Genomic DNA, 17,826 nt, shown 5'->3' on the forward strand with positions numbered 1-17,826 from the left:
CACGTCGCAATGCGGGCGCACCGGACGGCCCCGTTCTGCCCGTCGCCCGTAGTCTGGTCGGCATGGACTGTCCGTCGTGTGCAGCCACGGTTCCCCCGGGCGCCCGGTTCTGTCCCAGGTGCGGCCACGCACTCGACACCCCCGACCGCGGGGCTCACGAGGAGCGCCGGATTGCGACTGTCCTGTTCGCGGACCTCGTGGGCTTCACCTCCCTCTCGGAGGCTGCCGACCCCGAGCAGGTCAAGAACCTCGTCGACTCGTGTTTCGAGCACCTCGTGGCCGACATCGAGGCCTTCGGGGGAAGGATCGACAAGATCATCGGCGACGCACTGGTCGCCCTCTTCGGAGCACCCGTGGCCCACGAGGACGATCCCGAGCGCGCCGTGCGCGCTGCACTTCAGATGCAGTCGACGCTGGCGGAGCTCCGTGCCGGCCTCGCCGGGTCGGTCGAGATGCGCATCGGCGTCAACACCGGGGAGGTCCTCGCCGGCGCCTTCCGGTCCGGAGGCGACTACACGGCGATGGGTGACGCCGTGAACGTCGCCAGCCGTCTCGAGGGCAGCGCCCGGCCCGGGACGGTGCTCGTGGGCCCTCTCACGCACGAGGCGACTGAGCACGCCATCGCCTACGAGCCCGTCGGGGAGCTGAGTGTCAAGGGGCGGGAGGCCCCCGTGGAGGCCTGGGTCGCCACGGCGCCGCTGACCCGTCCGGGCGACCGGCGCGAGCGGCCGTCGATCGCCCTGGTCGGGCGCACGTCGGAGCTGGAGCTGATCGGCCGGTCGCTCGACGTGGCACTGCGCCGGCGCCGTCCCGCTCTCCTCGTGCTCACCGGGGAGGCGGGGGTCGGCAAGAGCCGCCTCGCCCATGAGGTCTCCACGCGGGCGTCGGTGGCTCACGGAGCCATCATCGGCCACGGGCGTAGCTCCGCCTACGGCGAGCTCAGCCCCACGGCACCGGTCACCGACGCCCTCCTCGAACTCTGTGGTGTCGACGCCGGCGACGACGCCGCGACCGCGCGCCACACGGTGACTGAGGCGATCGACATGCTGGTGAGCCACGACCCCGACCTGGAGAGCTCGGGAGGGCGCGAGCAGCTCCTCGCCGGTGTGCTGACCATGACCGGTCTCTCGGATCCTCCCGCCGGTGCCGACGGCGAGCGCGTACGGGACAGTGCGCTCGCCACGACGGTTGCCGTCCTGGAGAGCCTGTCGCGCCTCCATCCCGTCGTGCTCACACTCTCGGGGATGCACTGGGCCGACGATGCGGCGCTCGATTTTTGCAACCGCCTCATCTCCGAGCTCCAGACCAGCCCGTGCATGTTCCTCGTCACCGGGAGACCCGAGCTCCGTGAGCGGTGGCAGCCCGCACCGGGTCGCCACGTCCGTCTCGACCTGGAGGTGGAGCCCCTCGACCGGGAGGGAACCCGCGAGTTGGCGACCGCCGTGCTGGGTTCCGACGCCGACGAGGAGACGGCGGCGGCACTGCACGAGCGCACCGGTGGCAACCCGTTCTTCATCGAGGAGCTGGCATCCCTCCTGCGCGACTCCCGGGGTGCGGGGGACAGGAAGGATCCGGTCGGGTCGCTCGACGCTGTCCTGCCCGGATCCCTCCCGTCCACGCTCCACGGCATCGTGGCGACACGTCTCGATGCGCTCGGTGACGGGGCCCACGCCGTCGTGGAGGATGCAGCCGTCGTCGGCACCACGGGTCCCGTGGCGGGAGTCGCGGCGTTGGCTGCGACCCGGACCGGTGGGCGGACAACGGACGTCGGCGAGCTGCTCCGGGCCACTGATCTCGTGACGATGAGCGACGGCGATTTCACCTTCCGGTCCGACGTGGTGCGCGAGGTCGCCTACGGTCGCCTCACCAAGACCGAGAGAGCCCGGCGCCACGCCTGGCACGCCGACTGGCTCGAGGGCGTGGCACACGAGGCGACGCGTCCCGGAGATGTCCGTGTCGCCGCGGCACACCACCTCGGGATCGCCGCCGAGCTCGCACGTGAGCTCGGTCCGACATCGGGTCTCGAGGACGTCGCGACCCGGGCGCTCGACCGACTGCGCGCGGCTGCCGACCAGGCTGCCGCCGCGGAGCTGTGGATCACGCTCGAACACACCGTCGACCGGGCGCTGCGCCTCACCGAGGAGACATCAGATCAGATAGCGCTGCGGCTCCAGCGGGCCGAGGCACGTGCGAACCGCCGGCGCACGGCACTCGCCCGGGAGGACGTCGAGTTCGTCCTGCAGAACGCCACGGAGCCGGCCGCACTCGCGGCCGCCCACACCCGCCTCGGTGACATCCAGACCAAGGAGGGCGCCGCCGGGGCCGCCGCCGAGACGCTGGACGCCGCCATCGCCGAATGGCACGCCCTCGGTGACGTGGGGAACGCCGGTCATGCACTCCGCCTGCGCGGCCACGTCGACTTCTACCGGGGCGACCTGGGCGCCGCGGCCGACCGGGCAAGCGAGGCGCTCGAGTGCTTCCGGGCAGCGGGCGACCGGGGCGGGGAGGCGTGGGCGCTCCAGAATCTGGCGATGTTCGCCTTCCTGGGTGGTGACATCACGGCGGCCGACGCCCACCTCACCCAGGCATCCGCCGTCTTCGAGGATCTCGACGACTGGGGCGGGTTGGCCTGGTCACGTGGGCTGCGCGGGTGGATCCTCTTCGCTCAGGGCGATCTCGACGGCGCGGAGCGGATGTCCTCGTCGGCCAATGCACCGGCCTCGCAGATCGGCGACCGCTTCGGCGGTGCCATGAACAGGACCCTGCGCGCCTCGATCGCTCTGTGGAGGGGTGACGCCACGAGGTGCCTCGACCTGGCCACGACCGCCACCGAGGAGTTCCGCGACATCGGCGATGCCTGGGGAGAGGCCACGGCCCTGCGCGTGGGCGCGCGGGCACGTCTCGCCACGGGTGATGTGGACGGCGCCTTCGAGGATCTCCGCCACGTCGCGCTGCTCGACCGGGCCCGCGGAGCCACTGGCGGCGACGACGGCTTCACCGACGACTTCACCGTCCTCATGCTGGCCCTCGCCGGGCGTCCCGACGAGGCGCTCGAGGGTTACCGGCGTGCGGCGACGGACGACGTCGAGGAGCACGAGAGGCTGGGTGGCCCCGAGAGACACCAGGGACGGTCGCTGGCCCTGCTCCAGGTCGGTGAGACGGGCGAGGCCGTCGCCGTCCTGCGGCGTGCCGGCGCCGGCCGCCAGGGGGGCCGGCGTCACCCGTCCCTGGACGCCCTCGCCGTTCTGGCTCTCCTCGCGGACCGACGGGCCGACGACGCGCGGGACGCTGTCGGCAACTCGGGCGACGGCCGAGGCGGCACCTATCGCGACCGTATCGACCTCGCGATCGCCGCCGCCTGCGAGGCGGTCGCGCGCGGTGATCCGGCGGCGGCGTCCGCCGCGTGCGACCGGGCACGGGAGATCGCGGCGGACACCGACGCTGTTGTCGACCAGGCGCTCGTCGATCTCGCCGTGGCGCGTGTGCGCTCGGCGGTGGGCGGTGCCCCCGGCGAGGCCGACGCGCTCGATGCCCGCAAGCGCCTCGCCGACATGGGTGTCGAGCCGGACCCGTGGGACCGGGTGTACTCGTCGGCCGTGGGTCGGCAGGTCGACTGAGCGCATTCGATCGCGTCATTCGTTGCGCGACACTGGCGTCATGCCCGATGAGGACCACGCGGTCGACCTCGTGTTCGAGGGTGGTGGGGTCAAGGGAATAGCCCTCGCCGGCGCCCTGGCGGTCATCGAGGAGCAGGGCTACGTCGTTCAGCGGCGCGCGGGTGCCTCGGCCGGTGCGATCGTGGCGGCTCTCCACGCCGCCGGCTACACGGGAGCCGAGTTGAGTGAGCTCGTCCCGGCGATCGACTTCGCGGCCTTCCGCGACAGGGGCTGGGAGGACCGGATCCCGCTGGCCGGTTCGGCGATCAGCATCCTGAAGGACAAGGGGATCTACGAGGGCACGGCGTTCCGGGAGTGGCTCGCCGGTCTCCTGGCCGACCGTGGCGTGGTGACCTTCGACGACCTCCGTACCGACGAAGCGGGCGACGCCACTCCCCTCACGGCGCACCGGCTCCAGATCATCGTGTCGGATCTCACCGAGCGCCGCCTCCTGGTACTCCCGGCCGACGCGAGGAAGCTGGGTATCGAGCCCTCCGACCTGGAGGTCGCCACCGCTGTGCGGATGTCGATGGCGATCCCGCTCTACTTCGAGCCGGTGGAGTTCGACAACCCCGACACGGGCGCGACCCACGTTCTCGTCGACGGCGGGATGCTCTCGAACTTCCCGGTCTGGCTCTTCGACGTTCCGGGAGCCCCGCGCTGGCCGACGTTCGGGTTGGACCTCGTCGAGGCCGAGCCCGAGCGGTCGGTGGGAGAGCGGCTCCCGGTCCCGGAGAAGTCACTCGCCGACGCCGGCATCGTGGAGTACCTCAAGGCACTCGTGTCGACGATGGTCGAGGCCCAGGACCGTCGCTACCTCGAGGAGCACTCGTTCGCCCGCACGATCCCGCTGCCCACCCTCGGCGTCTCCACGACCGACTTCGGGTTGTCCGAAGACCGCGCGGTCGCTCTCCTCCGATCGGGCCGTACGGCCGCCGAGCGGTTCCTGGAACGCTGGGACTTCGACGCCTACGTCGCGACCTACCGGACCGGGGCCGACATCTCCCGGACGACCAGAGTCGACGAGGCCATGGGCACCGCCTGACACACGTCGCTACGTCTGCGCAGCATCCGCCAAGGTGTCGAGAGCGACCGCCGTGAGGACGCGGATCCCGACACCGATGGCACCCTCGTCGACATCGAAGTTCCCGGCGTGGAGGTCGAGCGCATCCCGGCCGTCTCCTGGGTCGTTCACACCCAGGCGGGCGTAGGAGCCCGGTACCTGTTCGAGATACCACGAGAAGTCGTCGCCACCGGCGCTCTGGGGTGCGTCGACAAGAGCACCGGACCCCAGGGCCGTACGTGCGGAGCGCTCGAGGCGTCGGGTCGCCTCCTCGTCATTCACGACCGGTGGCACACCACGCGTGTAGTCGACCGTGACGCGCACACCGAGATCGGCCTCGACCGCAGCCAGCGCGTCCTTCAGGATCTCCGGCAGAGCGTTCCACGCCTGTCGCTCGGGCGTGCGGATCGACCCGAGCAACTCGGCATGCGTAGGGATGACGTTGGCCGCCGCACCGGTGCGCAGTGCCCCGAACACGAGAGACACCGTCCCCAGCCTGGCCGCGCGGTCCCGGACCTCCTCGGGGAGCTCGAGGGCGAGGCGGGACGCCACCGTGACCAGGTCGACGGTCTCATGGGGACGCGCCGTGTGGCCACCCGGTCCGGAGAGCTCCACACGCACCATGTCGGCCGCCGACGAGATCGGGCCCACCCGAGTACCGAGGCGACCGGTGTCGAGCTTGGGGTCGCAGTGGAGGCCGTAGACCGCCGACACCCCCTCGAGAGCCCCGGCATCGATGGCGTCGAGGGCGCCGCCGGGAACGGTCTCCTCGGCAGACTCGAAGACGAGCCGGACACCGCCGACGACACCGTGCTCCCCCATGTAGCGGGCGAGAGCCAGCCCCGCACCGAGAACTACCGTTGTGTGGACATCGTGCCCGCACGCGTGGGCGACTCCCGGGACCTGCGACGCGTAGTGCACATCCTTCTCGTCGTCCATCGCGAGCGCATCGAGATCGGCGCGCAGAGCGACGACCGGTGTGCCCGGGCCGGGTGACCCGATGTCGCACAACACGCCGACACCGTTGGTGATCAGACGTGGTTCCAGGCCGGCGACCTCGAGTCGGGCCGCGACCGCCGCACTCGTCTCGACCTCCTGGCCGCTCAGCTCCGGGTGCGCGTGGAGCTGCCGACGGAACGTCACCAGTTCCTCGGTGTGCGCGCCGAGGAAGTCGTCGAGCCACCCCGTGCGCTCGCGGGCCGTCATGGCACGGCCACCGTGTCGGTCGCGAGCTCGTCGACCATGCGGTCGACCACGTCCTCGAGTGTCGCTCCGGCAGCGACGAGACGGCGCTGGCGTTCGTAGCTGGGGCCCTCGTCGACGATCTGTCGGACCCCGGCGAGCTCCTCGCCACACCCCAACTCAGCGGCGACGGAGGTCAACAACTCGACGAGCTCCTCGATCTCCCCACGGATCGACCGGCGGGTTCCCTGGTCGTCGACGATGATCTCGGCATCGAGGCCGTAGCGTGCCGCCAGCCACTTGTTCTCGCGAACGACCCATTCCCGGGGAACCGGCGGCAGCTCCCCGCGGTCGATGAGCCGGTCGAGCCAGGCCACCATGCACTGCGCGAGCGCGCCGAGCGTGGCGCACTCGTGCATCGTGGGCGTGGCGTCGCAGATCCGCAGCTCCACGGTGCCGAAGTTGGGGTGGGGGCGCACGTCCCACCACACCTCACGGATGGTCTTGATGGCGTGGGCGGCCACGAGCGTGTCGACGTACTCCTCGAACTCCTCCCAGCTGTGGATCTGGGGAGGCAGCCCCGCGGTCGGCAGGGCCTCGAAGACCTTCACCCGGGAGGACGCCAGCCCCGTGTCGTGGCGTTCCCAGTAGGGGCTCGATGCCGAGAGAGCCAGGAAGTGCGGGAGCCACGCCGTGAGCTCGTTGGCGATCGAGATCGACTTCTCTGCGGAGCGCACCCCGACGTGGTAGTGGATCCCGAAGATCTGGAGCCGGCTCGCCGTCCACTGCATGTCCTCGACCAGCTCGTGGTACCGCGGCGGGGGGCTGATGGTCTGGTTGCGCCAGCTCGAGAACGGATGGCTTCCCGAGCAGATCACGTCGAGCCCGCGTTTGCCCGCGGCGAGACGGACCTCGCCGAGTGTCTCCTCGAGATCGGCTCGGGCATCGGCAACCGTCTGGCAGATCCCCGTGATGATCTCGATCGTGCACTCGAAGAGCTCGTGCTTCGCCTTCGGGTGATCGCTGCCGGGATGCCCCTCCCCGAGCTCCCCCAGGATGTCGGAGGCCGCACTGACGAGTGCGCGGGTCGTGCGGTCCACGAGGGTCAGCTCCATCTCGACACCGAGACTCGCCCGCTCGGACTGGTTGAAGTCGATCTGCACGTCGCCCTCCGGTGGTGGGCCCAGCAGGGATCGAACCTGCGACCGACGGATTATGAGTCCGCTGCTCTCACCACTGAGCTATAGGCCCGCACCATGATGGCCCATCGGGTCGCACACGCCGGACTACTCGTGGAGCAATGGGAACGGTCTCCCGGTCGGTTCCCGCTATGTTGTCGAGGTACGCACGATCACGGCGGGAACTCCTTGTCGGGAGCTCCGGGGGAGAGACTCGAACTCTCGACCCAGCGGTTAACAGCCGCTTGCTCTGCCAACTGAGCTACCCCGGACGGAACGTGTCAGGCTACCAGCGGGCCACCGACACACGGAGCCGGACCGCGGTGATCCCGGAACCGGGTCCGACCGTCGACGGCCGTCATCGACTATCCATGGGGGCATGGGACTCAAGACTGGTGTCGTCATAGGGTTCGCCGTGGGTTACTACTTCGGTGCCCGGGCCGGCCGTGAGCGCTACGAGCAGATCCGCGAGCTCCTCGGCGAGTTCGCCGACAGCGAACCGTTGGAAAGCGCCCAGGCGGCGCTGGAGCTGTGCATCGACCGCGTCCTCGGGAGTGGGACCGAGTACACCGTGCAGACACCGGGCACCACGGCGGTGCCCGTCGCCGGGCCGCTCTAGGACTCCTCGAGGTAGTCGCGCAGGCGCTGCGAACGCGTCGGGTGACGTAGCTTCGCCAGGGTCTTCGATTCGATCTGGCGGATCCGCTCCCGGGTGACGCCGAACTCCTTGCCGACCTCTTCGAGCGTGCGCACCTGACCGTCGTCGAGACCGAAGCGCAGCCGCACGACCTGGCGTTCGCGGTCGTTGAGCTCCTCGAGCGCCTCCTCGATGGCCTGCGTGAGCAGAGCGCGTGCCGCTGCGGTCGCGGGGGCAATGGCCGTGGGGTCCTCCACGAAGTCGCCGAGGGAGCTGTCGTCCTCCTCCCCCACAGGAGTCTCGAGTGACACGGGCTCCTGTGAGATGCGCTGGATCTCACGCACCTTGTCGGGTGTGAGCTCGACCTTGGCGGCCACCTCGGCGACGGTGGGCTCCCGGCCGAGCTCCTGGAGCATCGACCGCTGGGTTCGCAGCACCTTGTTCATCGTCTCGACCATGTGCACCGGGATCCGGATCGTGCGTGCCTGGTCGGCGATGGCGCGGGTGATCGCCTGGCGTATCCACCACGTCGCGTAGGTGGAGAACTTGAAACCCTTCGTGTAGTCGAACTTCTCGACCGCACGGATGAGACCGAGGTTGCCCTCCTGGATGAGGTCGAGAAGAGCCATGCCCCGACCGACGTAACGCTTGGCGATCGACACGACGAGGCGGAGGTTGGCCTCGGTGAGCTGTTTCTTTGCGAGGAAGCCGTCGGCGACGACCGCCTCGATCCCGGCCCGCTCCTGCGGGTCGAGGTCGTCGCCCGCCTGGTCCAGATCCTCCTCGGCCTCGACCCCCGCCTCGATGCGCTTGGCGAGCGACACCTCCTGCTCCGCGGTGAGCAGCGGTACCTTGCCGATCTCCTTGAGGTACATCCGGACGGGATCGCTGCTCCCCGTCGCCCCCGCCTTCGTGGTGGAGGACTTCGACGCCGATGTCGACACCGCGCCGCTGTCGCCGGGGTCGGCCGATGTCTCCTTCGCCTTCTTCGAGGGGGACCTCGACGACGATCTCGTCGACTTCTTCGTCGTCTTCGTCGTCTTCGTCGGCGCCCGGCGCGAGCGGGTCGCGGGAGACCGACGACTGCGGGCCGCCTCGGCCTTCGTCGCGCCACCGGTCGCGTCGTCCACACCCGATTCGTCGGGCGTCGGCCGCGACCCGCGCTTTTCGTCCTCGCGCTGGAGATCCTCGGCGATCTCGTCGACGACCTCGATGCCGCGTGACTTGATGACCGCGAAGATGGCGCTGAGCTCGGCGGTCTCGGGCTCCAGATCCGGCAGGGCGGCGAAGATCTCGCCCGTGGTGACGAACCCCCGGTCCTTCACGCGGGCAATGAGCGACTCGACGTCGACGGGCGCGTCGGGGTCCGGCTCAGCGTCAACGTCGGGCGACGGCACCGCCCTGAGATCGGGTGCGGACGCGTCGCTACTGCGCGCCGCCTTCGTCACGCGCCGAGCCTCCCGCTCACGAGTCCCCCATCATGGATGCACCCTCGCGCACCCAGGCTACCAACCGAAGCGTCGCGGTCTCGCGCCCGTCGCTGTCGTCGCGGCGTCGCGCCTCCCGAAGATCCTCGACCACGCCGCGGAGTTGCATCGCGCGGTCGGGATCGTCGCGTGCGAGGATCGTCAGGAGCCTGACCGAACGATCCTCGACGAGCTGCGAGACGACCTCGACGGCGAGCGACCGCGGTGAGCTCGAGACGTCGACGAGGTCGGGGGCGTGGCGACGGGCCACGGCCCGGAGCTCGGCGATGGGTGAGGTAGCGTCGGCCGGCTCGTCTCTGGACCGGTCGACGTCGCTGTCCTCCTCGACGACGTCGGGCATCCACGGTTCTTCGACCGCCAGTCTCCTGAGCAGTGCGGCGGTGGGTGCCTCGGCCCCCGCGACGGCTTCATCGAACGTGGTGGCCGACGCCAGCGCAGCGAGGACGTCGCGGGCCGCCCCGGTACGGAAGACCTCTGCGCTCAGGAGGTCGGCCACCGTCGCCGGATCGTGCACGGCCCACCGGAGGGCCTCCATCTCCACACGGTCAGGCTCCACACGGTCGGGGCCCGGGGCGCGTGGTGGCCTGTCGTCTCCGGGAGGCCCGGCGTCGTGCTCGTCGGGGGGTGGCTCCTCGCCGCCGGGGTCGTGCTGTGCCCCACGTGCCGGCGATCGATGTGCGCGTCGGTCGCCACGGTCGGTCCGCCGCGGCCGGCGGCGGGCCTCCTCGACGGTGGCGCGGAGCCTGTCGGCGTCGATGTCGAGTCGTTCCGACAGCTTCACGGCGTACTGGTCGCGCACGAGGTCGCTCGGGTGTTCGGCGATGAGCTCGGCCACGTGCTCGGCAGATCGTGCACGGCCTTCGAGCGACGACGTGTCGGCCTCGCCGAGCCGACGGTCGAGACGGAACTGGAGGAGCGGAACTGCGTCGTCGAGAACCGCGGGCAACGCGTCGCTGTCGTCCTGCCAGACGTCCGCCGGGTCGCGCCCCGCTGGGAGCGACGCCACCGAGAACTGCATCTCGAACTCCTGCTCCCAGCGGTAGCACTTCTCCGCGGCGGCCTGGCCGGCGGCGTCGGCGTCGTAGGCCAGCACGATGGTGCGCGACAGGTTCTTCAGGATCCTGAAGTGGTCGTCGGTGAGTGCCGTACCGCACGTGGCGACGGCCTGGGTGACTCCCGAGAGGTGGAAGGCGATCACGTCGGTGTAGCCCTCGCAGAGCACGACCTGGTCGCGGCTCACGATGTCGGCCTTCGCCCAGTTGAGGCCGTAGAGAAGGCTGCTCTTGTGGTAGATGGGCGTCTCGCCCGTGTTCTTGTACTTGGGGCCGTCGTCGCCGAGGGCACGGCCCCCGAAACCGACAGCGTGACCCTCGCGGTCGAAGATCGGGAAGAGCAAACGTCCGCGGAGGTGGTCCTGGAGCCGGTTCGCCCTGTTGACGAAGGCGAGACCGGCGTCGGTGATGTCGCGTCGCGAGAAGCCCTTCCCGCCGAGGTGCCGGGCGAGCGTGTCCCAGCCGTCGGGGGCGTAGCCGAGCCGGAAACGGCGCGCCACGTCGCCGTCGAACCCGCGGCTTCGGAGCACCTTGCGGGCCGCTCCCGCCGACGGGTCGGTCAACAGCAGCTCGTGGCAGAACGCCACGGCTTCCTCGACACACTCCACGAGGCGGCTCTTGCGCTTGCGGTCCTCCGACACCCGCTTGTCGTCGTAGCGCAGCGTGATGCCGGCGCGCGCGGCGAGGCGCTCCACGGCTTCTGCGAAGTCGAGGTGCTCCACCTCCCGCACGAACGTGATGGCGTCACCACTCACCTGGCAGCCGAAACAGAAATAGAACCCGAGCTCGGGGTTGACCGAGAACGACGGGGTCTTCTCGGCGTGGAAGGGGCACAGGCCCGAGAAGCGCTGCCCGCTGCGCTTCAGAGCGACGTGCTCGCCGATGAGCGCGACGAGGTCGGTCTGCTCCTTGACCCGCGCCACGTCCTCGTCGAGGATCCCCACGAATCGAAGACTACGCGGCAGCTGCGACAGCGGGGGTGCTGCCCGCCCGGCGCTACACGCCCCGCGGCAGATCCTCGGGACGCCAGCCGAGGAGCTCGACGCCGAGGCCGAGGGCGTAACGGTCGGTCATCCCGCTCACGTAGTGGACCGCCCGTTCGGTGGCCGCCTGCGATCCGGCGGTGGGCGCTTCGCCCGGGCCGGACCGAGCTACCGACGCTCCCGAGAGCTCGGGGACCCGCTGCGGGGCGTCGGCGAAATGCTCGACGAGGCCGCGCAGCAGCGCGATCACCCGGTCGGCCTGTCGCCGCGCGGCCGGCCGCAGGTAGATCGCCTGGAAGTTGAAGTCGCGAAACGCCTGCAGCGCCGCGGCCGGCGGTGCGGTCATGCGGACGTGAGCGGAGGCCGACACGGCGTCGAGGACGCCCAGCACGAAGGCGTTGAGCTGCTCGGAGCGCCGCCGGCCCACGACGTCGGCCACGGCGGCGGGAAGGTCGCCGGGCCCGAGGATCCCGGCGCGCACCGCATCCTCGAAGTCGTGGCACACGTAGGCGATCCGGTCGGCCCACGCCACCACCTCCCCCTCGGGCGTGGACGGCGCCGGGCGCCGCCACGAGTGGTTGCGCACGCCGTCGAGCGTCTCGCGACAGAGGTTGAGCGGCGCCAGGGTGACGTCGGCGCCGTAGACGGCGTGGTCGTAGCCACCGTCGGGGAGATACGGCGAGAACGCCTCCTCGCTGGCGTGCCCGCCGGGGCCGTGACCGCAGTCGTGGGCGAGGGCGATCGCCTCTGTGAGCTGCACGTTGAGGCCGATGGGCCGGGCGATCCCGACGGCGATCTGGGCCACCTCGATGGCGTGTGTCATCCGGGTGCGGAGATGGTCGTCCTCGGGGGCCACGAACACCTGGCACTTGCCCGCCAGTCGCCGCCAGGGACGCGAGTGCTTCACCCTGTCGAGGTCGCGCTCGAAGCAGGTGCGGTAGGGGTCGGGCTCCTCGGCACGGGCCCTGTGGCCGGCGCCGTGGGGTCGGGTGGCGCCGGGAGCGAGCGCGTCGTCGAGAACGGCCTCGCGCTCCTCCCGGCGGACGGGTGACGCCCCGACGAAACCGTCGGCACCCTCGTGCGCAGTGGCGATCCCGTCGGTCGCCTGTGCGGATGCGAGTGGCCTGGTGTCGGTCATGGAACGACCGTACCCGGCGGCTGCGACACCTACGACGACCGCTGCGGGAGCCGAGGGACGCTCAGCGGCTGTCGCCGAAGTTCACGACGGCATGGACGTCGCCGCCGTAGGGATCGACGCCCACACCCGCCTTGTCGTAGGCCGGGTTGAGGATCTTCGCACGGTGGCTCGGTGAGCTCATCCAGATCGCCACGACCCCTCGCGCCGATGTGCCGGCGTGGGCCTCGACGATGATCTCGCCGAGACCACGGAACGTGGAGGCGAACGGCTCGACACCGAGGAGGCCGCCGAGCTGGCGGTGCTGCATACCGCGGCTCGAGATGTAGGCACTCCAGTCGAGGGCGAGGCCGCCCAGGTTGGCGTCCCACCCGAGAGGGCCGACGCCCTCGAGGTAGCGCTGGTAGTTGATCTCGTCGAAGATCTGGCGCGACATCCGGTGGTGGATCGGACCCGACGTCGCAGACGGCTTCGGGAACGAGCTGCACGCCGTCGCGACCAGGAGGAGGACGACCACCACAGCCAGGAAGCCGACCCTGCGGCGCCGAAGGCGACGGGCCGGCCCGGTGCGGGGGCGCGATGAAAGAGAGGGGGAAATCGTGGAAGGTTCCATCCGCGAACCGTAACGAGATGGTCTCCGGATCTGGTGAACCACCCTCCGCGTTGTCGCAGGTCACCGGCAGGGTCCGCGAAAAAATGTGGGCACCGGCGCACTCACCTCACAGAGAGTGGGTGCCCCTCCGGTTGCGTGGCGCCAGGACGGTGCCGAGCAGCAGAAGGCCGAGACCCACGAACACGAGGAAGCGGACCAGCCCGGCACCGGTGAAGGGCAGGGAACCCGATGCGGCGTCCTCTCCGGACGTCGCAGCAGCAGCGTCGGTCGCCCCGCGGACTCCAGCCGCTCCCGGGCCGCCTTCTCCGGCGGTCCCGGCCGAGCCTCCACCGGCCGACCCTCCACCGGCTCCTCCGCCGCCGCTCCCGGGCCCACCCGGACCTCCGGGGCCGCCCGGGCCGCCCGGGCCGCCGGTGTCGGCGAGCTCGACGACGGCGATGATCTCGCCGGGGGCGTGGTCGTACTGCAACGGCGCCTCGAAGACCAATGAGCCGAAGCCGGCAATCGTGGCGTACTCCTCGTTGTCGGCACCGGGGTCGATCACGACGCGGTCACCTTCGGCGAACCACTCGTCGACGCCGTCCTCGAGGTCGAGGTCGTCGAAGCCGGCGATCTCGACGCGGTCCTCGCCGGCCGCCGCCCCTTCTGTGCTCACACTCTGGGGAAGGAGATGCAGCGCCCCGTCGTCGAAGACGCCGGCGACCGACGGTGAAAGCGTGGGCAGGACGGCCGAGCCGCCCACGGCGCCGGGCGGGTAGGGCTGCCAGCCGTCCTCCTCGGTCCAGATCTCGAGATCACCGGCGTCGTTCTGGCGCAGGATCACCGCGTCGGGGTCCCGGTCGAAGACCACCCGGCAGAGATTCTCCTCCTGCGCCGCGCGCAGCACCACCGACGAACCTCCGGAAGGGGCGTCGCCGCCACCTCCGGGGCAGTTCGGGTCGATGAGGTAGATCGTCTTGGGGTTGATGTAGCCACCCGAGGCGGCGTCGGTCTCCGGGATCGGCGGGAACTCCCCCGGTTCCTCCGAGACGAGCTTCACGTTCGCCCCGCGCATGTAGAGCCGCCCGACGGACTTGGTCTGGTCGGAGAGGTCGAACCAGCTGTGCTGGGGATCGAAGCGCGTCGCACGAGGCGCGGCGTTCGGCATCCAGGTGTACATCGCCTCCGAGCCCGGCGTGTTCACCGAATGCGCGATCATGTAGCCGTTGCGCCCGGCCGGGTCGTTCCACGAGGCCGGCTCGACGTGCTCGAAGCCGAGCTCGTGGGCTCGCTCGTAGAACTCGATGCGTCGCGCCTCCGACAGCAGCGCGAGGTCTTCCTGGGCCACGAACATCATGTCCATGTCACCGGTCTGCGGTTTGAGGCCGTCGCCCCGGTCGATCTTGGCGATCCACTGGGCGCGGCCGTCGGCGCCCACAACGGTGTCGTAGTCGAACGGCACACGGGTCTCGTAGAGCGACGTGTCGGGCGGGAGCGACCGACCCGCCGAGACATTGGTCGTGTAGTTGAGCGGTGCTCCCTCGCTCGGCATCGGAATGCCCTTGCGTCCGAACTCCACCCACTTCGCCCGGTGGCTCGTTGCGAAGTCCCCGCCGGTGCCGGTGAACATGTCGACGCCCTTGCCGTACCACTCCTCCATGCGCACCTTGTGCTGGGCGATCACCTGCGCGCGCAGGTCCGGGCTCGCGTCGAGCGCGTCGAGCTGTGCGATCACCTCACCACGCAGCGGCGGTTCCTTGATCGCGACCGTGTCGATGTCGTCGAGGAACCCCAGGAAATCGACGTCGGCCTGCGAGGTGTTCTTCGCCTTGAGGTGGAACGGCTTCGGCCCGTGGGTTCCCGCCTCGATCTTGGCGATCGAACCGGGCCCGCGCCGGCGCGCGCCGATCGCGATGCCGAACTCGTCGACGAAGTCCTGGACCTTGCCGTTCATGACCCGGTCGATGCCGAACGTGTTGCGGCCGTGGGTCTCGTAGACGAGCGGCGCGCCGGTGGGGATGTCGGCAGCGCGGGGCGCGGGGCCGAGCGCCTCGAGCTCCGAGACGACCCGTGCCTCCTTGGCCGCAAGAGCGCTACGCGCCCACGGTGTGCTCCGGGCGATCAGCTTGCACACGCCGTAGGCTTCGCTGAGCGCCTGCAACGCGACGTCGGGCGCCGCGCCGGTCTGACGGCCCCACCACTGCGCCACGGCCGCCGAGTCACCGGTCTCCCAGGCGGTCGACAACTCCGTGAACGACGCCAGCGCGTGGGCGTCCACGGCATCACGCGCGTCCGTCAGCGCCATCCCCGTCGACAGCGCCAGAGCCGACGCCCAGCTGTTCAGCCACGCCTCCCGGTCGGTCGGGCTCAGGTTCTCGTGCACCTCGTAGACGTACTCGGCCGTCTTGTCGCTCGCCGTCCGGAACGCCGGCAGCCACTCCCAGGGTTGCAGCAGGAACGCGGTGGCCTGGATGGCCATCAGGCCCATGCCGCCCGCCAGGTCGGCGAACGTGTTCACGGTCGCCTCGCCGTAGGTCCACACGACCTGGCCGACCGACGACTCGGGCACCCGGTCACGGGTATCGACCGACACCTCGTGCTCGTCGGCACCCGCAGCGACGAGGATCTCCTCCTCGGTCAGCGGAGTCTTGGTGCCGTCGTCCTCGACGACCGCCCCGGTCGGCTGGTACCCGACCGTGCCCCGAGTGCCGCCGTCGAGGACCGTGCGGACCGGCGCCGCGAACTCGATCTCCTCACCCGGGCCGAGTTGGCGGATGACGCCGATGCCGCACTCCTCGTCGGGCGGTGTCTCGAGATGCGGGATCGGTACCGCGTAGTGGGCGTTGCCCGTGAGCAACGGCAACACCCCGATCTCGATCGTCTCGTCGTGGGTGCGGTTCTCCATCGTGCCGACGATCCGCCACTCCTGGCCGCCGACCACCCACTGGCCCCCGGCCCCGCCGGGGCCGGGACCCACACTGTCCTCGTCGACCTCGGCGTCGAAGAACAGCTTCACGTCGGCACCGATCTCGAGCCGGCCCGTGCCGCCCCCGGTGACGTTGAGTGCAGGGCCCTCGTCCTGGGCGACCGAACCGGTCACGACCACACCCAGGTCCACGGTGCCGGCGTTCAGCGCCCGGCCCGGGAGCTCGTGGGTGATCGTCCCACCCGGCGGGATCGGGTCGTCGAGCTCGATGTCGCCCGGATCACCCGGCTTGGGGTCGTCGGGCTCCGGCGGATCGGAGGGCACGAGATAGGTGAACGCCTCGTAGCCGAGCGGCGGCACCACGTCGGTGACCAGCTGCGGCTTCTCCACCCGCAGCGTCACGTCGTCGACCGGCGTGTCGAAGGGGTTGGTGACCTCCACCGTCACGTTCACGTCCTGGGGCTCGGGACCCGACTCGTCCTCCCTCTCCTCGAGGTCGACCGTGTCGGGATCGGCTGTCACCGTCACCTCCAGCGCGCCGATACGTCCGTTGCGCTCCCCCACGACCGGGCCGACCGCGAAGCCCCGCGCGTCGTTGCCGAACGCCGTCGAGCTGACCGTGAAGTCACCCGGCTGAGCGGCCTCGAACTCGTAGTCGAAGCTCACCTCCTCCCCTGGCGCGAGCGTGAGCCCGTCGGGACCCGGCAGGTCGTCCGGATCCGGTCCCGACACCATCGTCAACGCCGCATCCGGCGCCACGGCGAGCGGGTCGCCGATGAAGACGACGTTCGAGAGGTCACCGACGCCCTCGGTCGCACTCAACGACACGCGCACCGGCACCGTGTCCCCCGGAGAGAACAACGGCAAATCGATGCCAGGGAACGCAAGACCCACACCGAGTTGTGGTGCTTCGGCGTCGTACGAATCGCACTCCACCGAATCGCTGGTGAAGTTGCCGTCGGTCACCGTCAACGTAGCGGTGAAGCTGCCCGGCCGGGTGTAGGTGTGGTTGGTGAACTGCGGCGCGGGCGGCGGCTGCGTCGTCCCGTCGCCGAAGTCCCACTCGTAGACCAGCCCGTTGCCGACCGGATCGGTTGAGCTCGAGCCGTCGAACTCGACGTATCCCGGCACGGTGGGCGACGGCAGCACCTCGCAGACCGCAGATGGTCCGTCGTCCCAGACGATCTCGAACAGCGTCTCGCTCCAGACCGACTGCTTGGGGGCCACGTAGGGCAACGGGCTGTATTCGAACTCCACGCGCGCCGCGATCCACTGGCTGCGGTGATTCTGGAGCGGCGGGGGGCGATCGTTGATCTCGATGCACGAGCGCAACAGCTCCGGCAGCGTGATCGGCCCCGGGATGTCGGGGCAGTTGGGTGCACCGGTGCCATCCGTGGCCGCGAAGGGCCGATCGTCGCCCGTCTCGTCGACGTAGCGGAAGTCGACGCGTCCTGCGTCCCACCAACACGGGTTCCCGCCCAGCTCGGCGGCCGTCTTCTGTTGCAGGACACCCTGGGCGTTGGTCTTCCAGCAGGACTGCATCGGCGGCTCGTCTGCGGTGATCACGATCACGTCGCCGACCCGCGCCACCGCGGGGTCGACGCTGGCCGTGAACCCGGCCTCAGTGAGCACGCAGCCGACGGCCTCCTCGAACGGCTCCTCCTCCTGCTGGCCCGTGCCCGGTGGGCACGCCGGCGGAGGTGGTGGGAGGTCGGCCGCCTCGAGGGTGGGTTGCTCGGCGCCGGCCGGTCGAGTTGTCGAGGTCGACTCTGCGATCGTGAGCACGCTGGCGAGCAGCGTCACGCACAGGCCGAGCGACGTCACCGTCCGACGCGCCCGGCGTCCGCAACGCGGAATTTCTCCCGTTCTGCCCGCCGCCCGAGAGCGCCGTTCTCCGCCCATCGCCCACCTCCGTCGCTACGGCCCGCGGAGGCC

10 protein-coding genes and 2 tRNA genes are annotated in these 17,826 nt (G+C 70.5%); 3 read left to right on the forward strand and 9 right to left on the reverse strand.

All coding sequences use genetic code 11. The features are described 5' to 3' along the window. The first annotated feature begins 62 nt into the window (after positions 1 to 62). Positions 63 to 3,617, forward strand: coding sequence for an adenylate/guanylate cyclase domain-containing protein (locus tag R3A49_05640; GenBank protein MEZ5170217.1), 3,555 nt, complete (start codon positions 63 to 65; stop codon positions 3,615 to 3,617). Between the two features lie 40 nt (positions 3,618 to 3,657). Continuing rightward, on the forward strand, positions 3,658 to 4,701 hold the full coding sequence (locus tag R3A49_05645; GenBank protein ID MEZ5170218.1) for a patatin-like phospholipase family protein: 1,044 nt from the start codon (positions 3,658 to 3,660) through the stop codon (positions 4,699 to 4,701). 9 nt (positions 4,702 to 4,710) lie between these two features. Here R3A49_05645 and R3A49_05650 read toward each other — a convergent pair whose 3' ends face one another. From R3A49_05650 to R3A49_05665, 4 genes are all read right to left on the reverse strand, one after another. After that, entirely contained in the window at positions 4,711 to 5,925 is a 1,215-nt protein-coding gene (locus R3A49_05650) for an amidohydrolase (protein ID MEZ5170219.1), read from the reverse strand. Further along, a complete protein-coding gene (locus tag R3A49_05655; protein MEZ5170220.1) occupies positions 5,922 to 7,064 on the reverse strand; it encodes a glutamate--cysteine ligase in 1,143 nt (380 codons plus the stop codon). The genes R3A49_05650 and R3A49_05655 overlap by 4 nt, the downstream gene beginning before the upstream one ends. A gap of 12 nt (positions 7,065 to 7,076) precedes the next feature. Then, positions 7,077 to 7,152, reverse strand: a tRNA-Ile gene (locus R3A49_05660). A 126-nt stretch (positions 7,153 to 7,278) separates the two neighbouring features. Further along, positions 7,279 to 7,351, reverse strand: a tRNA-Asn gene (locus tag R3A49_05665). A 107-nt stretch (positions 7,352 to 7,458) separates the two neighbouring features. Between R3A49_05665 and R3A49_05670 the strand changes: the two genes are divergently transcribed. Next, positions 7,459 to 7,698, forward strand: a complete 240-nt coding sequence (locus R3A49_05670; GenBank protein MEZ5170221.1) for a hypothetical protein — start codon at positions 7,459 to 7,461, stop codon at positions 7,696 to 7,698. Here the strand turns inward: R3A49_05670 and rpoD are convergent. The 5 genes from rpoD to R3A49_05695 form a co-directional block, all read right to left on the reverse strand. After that, positions 7,695 to 9,164: an RNA polymerase sigma factor RpoD gene (gene rpoD / locus R3A49_05675; GenBank protein MEZ5170222.1), complete on the reverse strand. Its 1,470-nt coding sequence runs from the start codon at positions 9,162 to 9,164 to the stop codon at positions 7,695 to 7,697. The two genes, R3A49_05670 and rpoD, sit on opposite strands and share 4 nt — an antisense overlap. A gap of 16 nt (positions 9,165 to 9,180) precedes the next feature. Continuing rightward, positions 9,181 to 11,199 (reverse strand): DNA primase, encoded by a 2,019-nt coding sequence (gene dnaG / locus R3A49_05680; GenBank protein MEZ5170223.1) that lies wholly within the window; start codon positions 11,197 to 11,199, stop codon positions 9,181 to 9,183. 52 nt (positions 11,200 to 11,251) lie between these two features. Beyond that, complete coding sequence (locus R3A49_05685; protein ID MEZ5170224.1) at positions 11,252 to 12,376, reverse strand: HD domain-containing protein; 1,125 nt, start codon at positions 12,374 to 12,376, stop codon at positions 11,252 to 11,254. Between the two features lie 61 nt (positions 12,377 to 12,437). Beyond that, on the reverse strand, positions 12,438 to 12,986 hold the full coding sequence (locus R3A49_05690; protein MEZ5170225.1) for a CAP domain-containing protein: 549 nt from the start codon (positions 12,984 to 12,986) through the stop codon (positions 12,438 to 12,440). Positions 12,987 to 13,092: 106 nt separating this feature from the next. Further along, positions 13,093 to 17,715, reverse strand: a complete 4,623-nt coding sequence (locus R3A49_05695) for a PKD domain-containing protein (protein ID MEZ5170226.1) — start codon at positions 17,713 to 17,715, stop codon at positions 13,093 to 13,095. Between the last annotated feature and the right edge of the window lie 111 nt (positions 17,716 to 17,826).

The organism is Acidimicrobiia bacterium, assembly GCA_041394025.1.
Taxonomy (GTDB): Bacteria; Actinomycetota; Acidimicrobiia; order IMCC26256; family JAOSJL01; genus JAOSJL01.